This window comes from Alkaliphilus hydrothermalis (genome assembly GCF_016908555.1).
Classification (GTDB): domain Bacteria; phylum Bacillota; class Clostridia; order Peptostreptococcales; family Natronincolaceae; genus Alkaliphilus; species Alkaliphilus hydrothermalis.
Genome location: NZ_JAFBEE010000027.1, coordinates 24,201 through 33,191 on the forward strand (window position 1 = coordinate 24,201; position 8,991 = coordinate 33,191).

The following is an 8,991-nucleotide window of genomic DNA, read 5'->3' on the forward strand; positions in this document are numbered from 1 at the left end:
GAGTGCAAAAAGTTCAAACTATCATATTTTACAAGGAGATATTAAAAATGACAGTAGGGAGAGTAGATTTTTTAAGGAAATTAATGAATAGTAACAATAGAGAGTTTCTCAATCAACTTATTGATAATGGATTTTTGAACGGTCCAAGAATTGTAGAACTAGATATTACCACTACATGTAATTATCAATGTAGTTTTTGTATTGATGATAAAGTAATAAACAATAAAACTAGTTTTAAGCTTGAAAAAATTATCGAATTAATTGATGAAATGGCTTTGATCGGGGTTAAAGGAGTTGTACTTATTGGAGGAGGAGAACCTTTGTTGTATCCCTATTTCCATGAAGTAGTTGAGAGATTATATAATCAAAATATTGTAATCGGACTAACCACGAATGGTAGCCCTATGGATAGCTATATAGATACAATAAAAAAATATGTTACCTGGGTGCGGATTTCAATGGATGCAGGGACTAGCCAAACCCATAAGATTTTAAAAAAACCTCCAAAGGAGGATGACTTTAGCAATATTTTATCAAGCGTAAAGGTATTATCTGATGGCTATAAAGGTGCCATTGGTTATAGCTTTATTGTTAATGATGATAATTATACAGAAATCGAAGAAGCTACTAGAATTGCAAAAGAAACTGGTTTTTCCTACATACAGTTTAAGCCACTAGTTGACCAGTCTCTAAAATCATTATCTTTATTAAAACCAAAAATAATTGACATAGTTTTAAAGTCCATAGAGAAATCAAAACAGTTGGAGACGGAAGATTTTAGAGTTATTATAAATGATAATTTAAAAATAGTCCTTTCAAACAAAAAAGAACTTAATGTAAAAAGTTATGATTATTGCTGGACACAAGAATTTAGAACTTTAATTACTCCTAGTGGATTATATATATGTCCTTATCATAGAGGAAATGAAAATAAAAGATTTGGAAATCTAGAGAATAATACATTGGAAGAAATCTGGGATAGTGAGGAAAGAAAATCATTATTAGAGGTACATAATCCGATGAAACACTGTAATTTTTATTGTATTAGAAACGATATCAATGAATTCTTATTCTCAATTATGAACTTAAAAGAAAAAGGTATCCATGTATTAAACCATATGAAAGAATACAACGCTGAAGATGTAAAAAATTGTATATTTATATAACGGTTAATTAGTAAGTAATAGATAGGGGGAGTAAGTTATGTCTAGAAAAGGAGTTTTAATAGCCATTATTGGACTAGATGGTGCGGGTAAAACAACGCAAGCTGGTCTATTATGTAAATGGCTAGAAGATGCAGGGAATGCAGCATTTGATGTGCCTAGTATACCGTCTTTTGCAGATTGGATATTTGATACTATATCCTTGAGGAAAGGTTATAAAAAGGCCATGGATTTATTTCCTCCAACTATTGTAGATTTTGCTGTAGCTATAGATAAAGTAAGAAGCCTGTCAATCTATACAGAAAAAATGGCATCACAAGGAGCAATTATTATCAGCCAAAGGTATACCTATTGTAAAATTGCTACTGCTATGCAGTGTGGTGTAGAACATATAGATCTTTTAAAGGAAATATATAGTTGGGTTCCTAAACCTGATTTAACCTTTTTTATGGATTTACCAGTAGATATCGCACTAGATAGAGTAATGAAAAGAGGGGTTGATGAAGAGACCTATGAAGGTTTAGGCGGATTTAAGGCGTGTTACGAGGCTTTACCGGAATATAAAGAGTTTATACAAATTGATGCTAATAGATCGGTAGAAGAAATACAAATGGATTTACGTAAGCACGTACAAGAATATCTAGATAAAATAAACTGGAAAGCCCCTACTCCAATTCGCTGAGCAAATTCCATAATTTTTAAACGTTGATTTTTCAATATTTTTTTATAAACAAAAAGGGGTTTCACCCCAATTTGTCGAATAGATTAAGTGCGAACCAAATCACCCGAAAGGAGCGAAATCACTTAATGTAAATTCGACAAATGACTTTAATTTCCTTTGAACAAATCATGGAATTTCAACAAGAAACTAAATTAGAAATGATATTGTCTCAAATCGACGTATCTAAACTAGCTAACTCTCCATCATCATTAATCTTATTTTTAGGCTTTGCAGATTCATAAGAATCTAATTTAGTAGAGTCATCTTTATCTAACCCTTTGGGAGGTGCAACACTTCCCCTTGGATTGTAGGCAATGATAGAAGTAGCATCCAAACCATTTTATGTTATTACCATTAGTATCTCGTTTCATTCCCCAATTAGTGATAGCATTTTTATAAAACTCAATTTCTTTTTTTAAAAAATGCAATTCTAGTGGGCCTATCTCATTATGTTCTGATTTTTTAGTTTGAGAAATTTAATTATGCAATTTCCTCAGCTATCAAAGTAATAAATAAAATAAATAGGTAAAGGAATATTATTATGAAATTGGATGAAGATTGCAAAAAAAATAGTCTAAAAAAATTAAATACTATTTTAGAAAATGGTTTTGATTTTTCAGGTACAGTAATTTCTTTTGTAGGTGAGGAAAATTGTAGAAGAGATAAACTAGTAAAATGGTTAGAAGAATTATTAGTAGAATTAAGTGTCCCAGTAGTTTCAGTAGAATATCAACTAGATCCAAACTGGATACTTTATCAATACTATAAAGAGCTTCCATATAAAATTACAAAAGCGGATGAAGAACAATTTTATTTACTAAGAGAATTTACACTAGCATGTGACTTGATAAGTTTTTATGACCATTTTGTTAAAACAAAATCAGAAGAGGGTTACTGTATAATTTGGAAAAATAGTCCAGTATACAATCAGATACTAGCATTGAAATTCCAAATAGATATGGAATGGATCATTAATTCATACAATATAATACCAAATAGTGATATTTCTTTTATTATAAGCAATTCTACGGGAAACTCTGATTGTTCAGATATAATGAGCCATTATGAACAATTAGGAAAAATAAGTACATGTAAGGCAATTCAGAATGTACATTATTTAAATCAAAGTTCAAATGAATCTTTATTTTTAGATATAATAGATTTACTATCTAAAATCAGAAAGCCTAATAAATGAAAAATAAATATATTGGGAGAAAGGGTTCTTATGAATGATATTAAAAGTTTAATTAAATTATACAAAGAAAAATATAAAAAAAATTTATTAATAGGATATTCGGGAATTGATGGATCTGGGAAATCAACACAAATTGATATGTTAAATGAATGGTTTCATAATAATGAAATTGAATCTCATATTGAGAAAACTGTATTAACTAAAACAAAATCATGTTTTCGGCTATCGGAAAAGTTATTCAATGACCCCAATGCGTATGACCCTGGTATTCCTGCTAATTTAAGGGAGTTTGCAATTTCTTGTGATGTACTTGATACATATAAAAACATTGTTAAACCTAAACTGGATGACGGATATGTTGTATTGTTGGATCGCAACATCTTATGCTATAAAGTATATGCTAAATGCTTTAATGGACTAACTAAATGGGCAGAGTACAATTATAGTTTGATAGATGAGCCCGATATTATTATTTATGTAGACATATCGATAGAAACTTCAAATAAAAGATTAAGACAACGGGTTGAAGTACCTATAAAGACAGATGAAAATCCACTATTTTTATCCAAAGTAAAAGATTTATATCTCAAAGAGATTGAACTAAAGAATTCTGATAAATATATAATTGTAGATGGAGAGAAATCCTCCATAAAGGTTCACGAAGATATTAAGGGAAAAATTATAAATTTTTTAATGAATATAGTTAGTTGAGCAAATTTCATAATTTTTAAGCATTGATTTTTCAATATTTTTTTATAAACAAAAAGGGGTTTCACCCCAATTTGTCGAATAGATTAAGTGTCCACAAAATCACACGAAAGGAGCGAAACCACTTAATGTATATTCGACAAATGACCTTAATTTCCTTTGAACAAATCATGGAATCTCAGCAAGAAACCAAATTAGAAATGATACTATCTCAAATCGACGTAGCAAAGTTAACTAGTTCTTTAAAGAAGTGTACTTATTCTAAGGGTCCTAAAGACTACGAGCCTTCATTTTTAATCTATGCTTTAATTGCTATACAAGTGGAAAAAATCCAAACCATAAAAGATTTAGTTCTAAACCTTAAGCAAAACCCAGTCTTAAGATATTGTTGTTGTTTTGATGTTCTTTCCCAAGTTCCATTTGAATCTACTTTTAGTAGATTTTAGAAAGGTTAACTCAAAATAAAGAACTAGAATCTTTATTCTATGACCTAGTTTTAAGAGCAAAAGAACTTAACTTCATTGATAGAGATCATATTTCTATTGATTCTACAAAGTTAGATTCTTATGAAGCTTCAAAGCCAAAAAGCAAAATCAATGATGATGGTACTAACCATAACTGGAGCATGAAACGAGATACCAACGGAAATACATAAGATAGTTTGGTTGGAAACTTCATATCTTAGGGGATTCTAAAAGTGAATTGCCTTTAGATATCCTAGTAACCCTTGCTAGTTTTCATGACAGCTCTGTTTCCATAAAGATAATAGAGAACTTTTTAGAAAAGTATCATTCCGTATTTAATCCTAGTTATTATGCTTTGGACTCTGGTTATGATGTTAAAGATATTTATTAATCTATTATTACCGACTTCAATGCCGCTCCTATCTCCACCTACAACCCAAGGGGAAGTGTTGCTCCTCCCGAGGGGTTAGATAAAGATTTAGACCCTGTTTGTTCAGCTGGTTACAAACTAGTCTATTGGGGTAAAGCTGGAAACTATTTAAAATTTAGGTGTCCTCATGCAGTAGGAAGATGTGATTGTCCCCATGGAATGAGTTGGTGTTCATCATCTAACTATGGTTACATTCTTAAAATTAATTATAAAACGAATCCTCGACGATTAGGTTATCCGTTAAGATCTTCAAGTGAATGGAAAAAGCTCTATGATAAAAGAACTTCTGTCGAGAGATGTAATAGTAGACTAAAAAAGTATCTTAATTTAGATAAGAATAGATTTAAAGGTATTCAAAAAGTTAAGATTCATGCATTATTTAACTGTATAGCTTTAATTGCAGGAACTACAGCAGTAAATTCTACAAAATCTTTAAAGAATACAGCTTAATAAAACATAGGAGGTCTTTGCATTTTATAAAACTGAATTTCTTTTTTAAAAAATTCACATCAAGTGGGCTATCCCATTATGTTTTGATTTTTTTAGTTTAAGAAATTTAATTATGCAGTTTCCTCAGTTAATCTTTGATGTATATTAATGAAACATTTAAGGAAATATTATTATAGACGGAGGGCTCAAATATGCAAGAATTAATACCTTGTCAATCAAGATATCTAGTTTCCCCTACTCCAGTTGCATTAATTACTACCCGTGATGGCGATAAGACGAATGTAGCTACAGTAGGAAATTATATGATTTTATCAAAAGATCCTGTATTAATTGGAGTTCCAATAGCACCTAAAAGACATACATTTTCTTTAATACAAAAAAATAAAGAATTTGTTATAAATATACCTCATCAAGGAATGGAGGAAGTTGTAAAGTATTGTGGTTCAGTATCTGGGAAAGAAATAAATAAAGTTGATGAATTAGGATTAGAACTAGAGGCTAGCAAATCTATTACTACCAATGGACTCAAGGATTGTATAGGTCGATTGGAGTGTGAATTGTATCACGAAGTTACTCTGGGGAGCCATACTTTATTTGTAGGGGAAGTTAAATCTGCTTGGGCATGTGAAGAAAGTTTTGCTGAAACTTGGAAGTTTGCTGAGAAATCGCCATTATTATTCGACTTCAAGAATTACCTAAGTATTAATGAAGTTTCAAGTAATAGGAAGAAGTTGTATGAGGATATGGTGTGGACAGATATCAAAGAGATGTTAGAAGAAAATAAAGACTTAACTGCAATTATCCCCATTGGATCTATTGAACAACATGGTTATGGATTACCACTTAAAACTGATAGTTATCTAGTCACTGAAGTTGCTAGAAGAGCAGCAATAAAAACCAATGATTTGGTTCTACCTACTGTATATTATGGATATAATGAAAAAGAGCTTAAATTTCCAGGTACAGTCTCTGTTAAAGCAAAGACACTTATTAATTATTTAGAAGATATTTGTTTAAGCTTAATTAAGGTAGGTTTTAAGAAAATTGTTTTAATTAATGGTCATGGTTGGAATGGCCCAATCGTAAAGTTAGTGGGACATCTAGTAAATGAAAATGAAGGAGTTACCTGTGCCACATTAGATTACTGGAATTTATGTTCTAGCATGATTAAAGAAGTAAGACAGGCTACCGACTTTGGTGGAATGGCCCACGCATGCGAATTTGAAACTTCACTGATGTTGGCTTTAGATGATACTTGTGTAACGAAAGAGCGATTAAGTAAAGAAATCAGTTATAAGAACATAGATGATTTAGTTTGGCATGATTTATTTATTAAATCTCCCATACATATAGCACAGAAATTTGAGGAGTTGTCTGAAAGTGGCGTTATTGGTGACCCTACTGTTGCCACAAAAGAAAAAGGAGAAATTATACTTAGCGAGTTAGTGGCGAAGTTTGAAACTTTTTTAGGTAAATTTAAAGAGTTTTAGTTAAGTTTTGAATTTTATGTATTGAAAGACCATTTATAATACAGTATAATGACAATGAAACAAATAATATTATGATGGAGGGCAAAAAAATGTGCGGAATAGTAGGTTATATAGGTCAAAAGCAAGCAATTAATATACTAACTCGGGGACTGAAACACTTAGAATATCGTGGCTATGATTCTGTTGGAGTAGCAGTTTTGGATAATGGTAAAGTTACCTCTTATAAAACAAAAGGCAAAGTAGATATGCTGATTGATCAAGTTAATAAAGAAAATATCTATGGTACAATCGGGATCGGTCATACCAGGTGGGCTACCCATGGAGTTCCTTCAGATAAAAATGCTCATCCACATTCCGACAACGCTGAAAGATTTTTTGTAGTTCACAACGGTATTATTGAAAACTATGTTGAATTAAAAAATATGCTAAAAGAAAAAGGTCATGTATTTACTTCAGAAACCGACACTGAAGTTGTTCCTCATTTAATTGATGATTTTTTTGATAAGGATTTAGAAACAACTATTTTAAATATAATAAAGAAAATTAAGGGTTCTTATGCTATGGCAATAGTTGATAAGACGAATCCTGACAAAATTATTGTTGTAAGAAAAGACAGTCCATTAATCATTGGACTTGGAAAAGAAGAGAACTATGTTGCTTCTGATATCCCAGCATTGCTTGAATACACTAAAAATATGTACATTTTAGAAGATGGAGAAATTGCAGTTATTACTCAATCAGATGTAAAAGTATTAGATATAAACGGAAAAGCTATCGATAAAGAAGTATTTACTGCTAATTGGGATGCAGAACAGATCGGAAAAAATGGTTATGAGGATTATATGATTAAAGAAATTTTTGAGCAACCTCAGGCTATTAGGCAAACACTTGGAAGTTACTTAAAGGGAGATGAAGTTAGCCTTCCTTTCATAATTTCAAAAGAAGAATTAGATAAAATTGACAGTATTACTATTATAGCTTGTGGAACTGCCTCCTATGCGGGAAGAGTAGGAGAATATCTACTAGAAAAATTAACAAGAATTCCTGTTAAAGTCGAAGTAGGTTCTGAATACAGATATAAGGATCCTATTATTGATGATAAGAAATTAATTATTATTCTAAGTCAATCTGGTGAGACCGCTGATACTATTGCTGGAATGAGAGAAGCAATCAAACGAGGTGCTAAAGTAATAGGGGTAACGAATGTTAAAGGTAGTACGGTAAGCAGAGAATTAGAATATGTAATTCATACCTTAGCAGGACCAGAGGTTTCAGTTGCATCAACAAAAGCTTTTACAACACAACTTTTAAGCCTATATTTAATTGGACTCTACATAGGAAAAGAAAGAGATCAAATTGATGCTGAAAAATATAAGCAGTCTATTGACACCTTGAGGATTTTACCTGAAAAAATTTCTGGCATTTTAAATAACAAAAAAGCAGTAGAAGAAGTTGCTTCAAAACTTAGTAAATATGAAAATATGTTCTATATTGGAAGAAACTCAGATTTCCCTATCTGTCTAGAAGGTTCTCATAAATTAAAGGAAATTTCTTATATTCATGCAGAAGCCTATGAAGCAGGGGAATTAAAGCATGGAGCTTTGGCATTAGTTACAGAAGATGTACCAGTAATTTGTCTTTCAACTATTGAACATGTTTTTGATAAGATGGTAAGTAATATTACAGAAGTACAAGCGAGGAAAGCTATCATTATCAACATAAGACATGAAAATATTCCAAGCATAGATAATGTTGATAGTGAAATTATAATACCAGCTATAGACGATTTATTTACACCTATATTAGCGATTATCCCACTACAGTTATTAGCTTACTATACAGCTAAATTTAGAGGGTGCGATATAGACCAACCAAGGAATTTAGCAAAGAGCGTTACAGTTGAATAATTTTTACTTCTATGTCAATAGTTGATGTAGATGTGTAAAGAAGACGTTCAATATGAAAAATGTCGTATAGTAAATAAAAAACTCGTATAATTTTAGCAGATAAGTGGAAAACTAACGAAAAGTTTAAACGTGGCAGTTTTGTGAGTAAATATAATCTTTCGTGGGACCAGAAAAAGTATGAAAAGTATCTGAAGGATGGGCGTGGGGCATGAAGCTTTAACGATTATAAACCTTGGATTACTACTCATGACTTTCCATCGAAAGGTGTATCTTCAAGGACACCCGGTTGGAAATCTAACCGGGTGTATAACTTTTTGTGGCTCTTTGTCAAGTGGTGTTGGTGAAAAATTTCGGTTCTATGTCAATAGTGTAACCGCCAAAGAATCGACGTATAGAAACTAAATCCAATAGTTGATACAATAAATCCAGTAGAGGTTAGTTGTTGCCTGCTCTACTGGATTGT

At 31.3% G+C, this 8,991-nt stretch carries 9 protein-coding genes; 8 read left to right on the forward strand and 1 reads right to left on the reverse strand.

The genetic code is table 11. The annotated features are described in order from the left end of the window. The first annotated feature begins 47 nt into the window (after positions 1 to 47). Together JOC73_RS13690 and JOC73_RS13695 are read left to right on the forward strand one after the other, a co-directional pair. Positions 48 to 1,166, forward strand: a complete 1,119-nt coding sequence (locus tag JOC73_RS13690) for a radical SAM protein (RefSeq protein ID WP_204404201.1) — start codon at positions 48 to 50, stop codon at positions 1,164 to 1,166. A gap of 37 nt (positions 1,167 to 1,203) precedes the next feature. After that, entirely contained in the window at positions 1,204 to 1,845 is a 642-nt protein-coding gene (locus JOC73_RS13695; RefSeq protein ID WP_204404203.1) for a dTMP kinase, read from the forward strand. Between the two features lie 208 nt (positions 1,846 to 2,053). Here JOC73_RS13695 and JOC73_RS13700 read toward each other — a convergent pair whose 3' ends face one another. Next, positions 2,054 to 2,218, reverse strand: a complete 165-nt coding sequence (locus tag JOC73_RS13700) for a hypothetical protein (RefSeq protein ID WP_204404205.1) — start codon at positions 2,216 to 2,218, stop codon at positions 2,054 to 2,056. Between the two features lie 207 nt (positions 2,219 to 2,425). On the opposite strand from JOC73_RS13700, the gene JOC73_RS13705 reads away from it, so the two are divergent. The 6 genes from JOC73_RS13705 (at position 2,426) to glmS (ending at position 8,528) form a co-directional block, all read left to right on the forward strand. After that, the gene (locus JOC73_RS13705) at positions 2,426 to 3,079 is read left to right on the forward strand and encodes a hypothetical protein (protein ID WP_204404207.1); all 654 of its coding nucleotides are present in this window, start codon (positions 2,426 to 2,428) and stop codon (positions 3,077 to 3,079) included. A 30-nt stretch (positions 3,080 to 3,109) separates the two neighbouring features. Further along, complete coding sequence (locus JOC73_RS13710) at positions 3,110 to 3,790, forward strand: dTMP kinase (protein ID WP_204404209.1); 681 nt, start codon at positions 3,110 to 3,112, stop codon at positions 3,788 to 3,790. 71 nt (positions 3,791 to 3,861) lie between these two features. Further along, positions 3,862 to 4,233 carry a transposase gene (locus tag JOC73_RS13715; RefSeq protein WP_204404211.1) on the forward strand — a complete coding sequence of 124 codons (372 nt, stop codon included), beginning with the start codon at positions 3,862 to 3,864 and terminating at the stop codon, positions 4,231 to 4,233. Positions 4,234 to 4,672: 439 nt separating this feature from the next. Next, entirely contained in the window at positions 4,673 to 5,131 is a 459-nt protein-coding gene (locus tag JOC73_RS13720) for a transposase (protein WP_330613208.1), read from the forward strand. A gap of 191 nt (positions 5,132 to 5,322) precedes the next feature. After that, the gene (locus tag JOC73_RS13725) at positions 5,323 to 6,621 is read left to right on the forward strand and encodes a creatininase family protein (protein ID WP_204404213.1); all 1,299 of its coding nucleotides are present in this window, start codon (positions 5,323 to 5,325) and stop codon (positions 6,619 to 6,621) included. Positions 6,622 to 6,710: 89 nt separating this feature from the next. Next, on the forward strand, positions 6,711 to 8,528 hold the full coding sequence (gene glmS, locus JOC73_RS13730; RefSeq protein WP_204404215.1) for a glutamine--fructose-6-phosphate transaminase (isomerizing): 1,818 nt from the start codon (positions 6,711 to 6,713) through the stop codon (positions 8,526 to 8,528). The last annotated feature ends 463 nt before the right edge of the window (positions 8,529 to 8,991 follow it).

Coding starts and splice junctions, on each gene's coding strand:
- JOC73_RS13690 (WP_204404201.1), top strand. CDS start 48: ATGACAGTAGGGAGAGTAGATTTTTTAAGGAAATTAATGAATAGTAAC.
- JOC73_RS13695 (WP_204404203.1), top strand. CDS start 1,204: ATGTCTAGAAAAGGAGTTTTAATAGCCATTATTGGACTAGATGGTGCG.
- JOC73_RS13705 (WP_204404207.1), top strand. CDS start 2,426: ATGAAATTGGATGAAGATTGCAAAAAAAATAGTCTAAAAAAATTAAAT.
- JOC73_RS13710 (WP_204404209.1), top strand. CDS start 3,110: ATGAATGATATTAAAAGTTTAATTAAATTATACAAAGAAAAATATAAA.
- JOC73_RS13725 (WP_204404213.1), top strand. CDS start 5,323: ATGCAAGAATTAATACCTTGTCAATCAAGATATCTAGTTTCCCCTACT.
- glmS (WP_204404215.1), top strand. CDS start 6,711: ATGTGCGGAATAGTAGGTTATATAGGTCAAAAGCAAGCAATTAATATA.